At 71.4% G+C, this 1,652-nt stretch carries 2 protein-coding genes; both read right to left on the bottom strand.

Annotated elements, in window-relative coordinates:
• Positions 1–448: serine/threonine-protein kinase (locus tag AC1DU6_RS30325; protein ID WP_477861780.1), on the bottom strand; the 448-nt coding region annotated here is incomplete at its 3' end.
• Between the two features lie 9 nt (positions 449–457).
• A partial coding sequence (locus tag AC1DU6_RS30320; protein ID WP_477861778.1) for an HDOD domain-containing protein occupies positions 458–1,652 on the bottom strand: 1,195 nt, incomplete at its 5' end.

The following is a 1,652-nucleotide window of genomic DNA, read 5'->3' as shown; positions in this document are numbered from 1 at the left end:
CGCGAGCGTCGAGCAGGATGTTGCTGGGCTTGAGGTCGCGGTGCACGAGGCCGGCGGCGTGCGCTGCGGTGAGGCCGTCCAGGATGCCCAGCATGAGGGTGACGGCCTCGGCCGCCGTCGGGCGGGGGCCGGCGCGCAGGCGCTGGCTGAGCGTGCCGCCGGACACGTATTCGAAGACGAGATAGGAACGCCCACCCTGGGCGTCGGCCTCGAAGACCGGCACGATGTTCGGGTGGGTCAGCCGGCTGACGGCGCGGGCCTCGTGCAGCCACTCGTCGAGGGTGCCGGGCTCGCTGGAATCGGCAAACTGGGCCTTCAGCAGCTTGACGGCGACCTCGCGGTCCAGCAACGGGTCGTGGGCCAGCCAGACCGTGGCCTGCGCGCCCTCGCCCAGGCGCTGCAGCAGACGGAAGCGACCGAGTTGGGGGGGCAGGTCGTCGTCGGCCATGAATTCAGCTCAGGAGCCGCCGCGGGCGGACAGACGTTCGCGCAGCGAGGACGACGGCGCGCCATCGTCGGCCGGCGCGGTCGCAGGCGGCTTGTGCGCGCCCGGGTTCAAGGCTTCCATGACCTCGCGCAGGCCGACACCCAGCGCCTTGGCATAGCGCCGCGTCGCGGCTTCCAGCGCCGGGCGGCGGCGCGCCTCGGGCAGGCCGAGGGCGTCGATCAGTTCGTTGGCAAAGCTGCAGGTCAGGCGGATGGCATCGGCATCGCTGCGCGCCGGATGCACGGCGCCGTCCAGCGGCTGGCGGCGGATCATCTGCAGCAACTCGTCACCCAGGCCCCAGTGCCGCGCCACCGCGGCGCCCATGGCGTCCAGGTCGCAGCCCAGCACGGCGTAGGCCGCCGCCTGCTCGCTCATCGCGGGCGGGTTGGGCTGCTCTTCGGTGGGCTCGGGCGGCACCATCAGCTGGCGGATCTGCTGGGCGTCATCCGGGAAGTGGTATTGCAGCAGCAGGCGGCCCAGGTTCTGCATGACCGTGATCAGGTGCACGACCTCGCCGTCATAGCCCGCCGGGCGCAGCGCCTGCGCGACCTGGGCAGCCTTGGTGACGCGAGCCATCAGCTGGCGCAGCATCTCGGCAGCCATCGGCGCCAGCGGCCCCGGCCAGGGCTTGAGCGCGTTGGCCGCGAGCTGCACGCCGTCCAGGCCCAGCATCTGGATGGCGCGCTGCATGTTCAGCACCGTTTCGCCGTGGTGGCCGCTCTGCCTGAGCGCGTTGTTCACGCGGCGCACCAGCTCCAGGCTCAGGGCCATGTCCTTCAGCACGAATTCGGACAGCGCACTGGCATGCTGAGACTCCAGGCCTGAACCGCCCGTGAAGCGGTGCAAGCCGGTCATCGTCGTCGGCAGGTGGCCGATGCGCTGCAGCTTGTCCATCAGCAATGCGACGGGGCCGCCGCTGTCGTGCGCCGCCGACGTGCGCCAGCCGTCCRGTGCACGCCAGAAGCTGCGCGCAAGGTGGTAGCGCTGGCGCAGCTGGCGCTCGGTCGCCCGGTTGCAGATGGCGCGCAGCGGGTCGGCGATGGGGTGAGGCGTCTCCCAGCCCAGGCGCACCATTTCACGCCCGAGGGGCTGCATCTGCTGCACGACGTGCTGCAGGTCGTTTTCCTCCAGCACGGGCTTGCCGCTGAGGATGCGGTTGAGCAGC

This window comes from Roseateles sp. P5_B10 (assembly GCF_056400485.1).
This window is presented reverse-complemented; position numbering and strand designations above follow the sequence as displayed.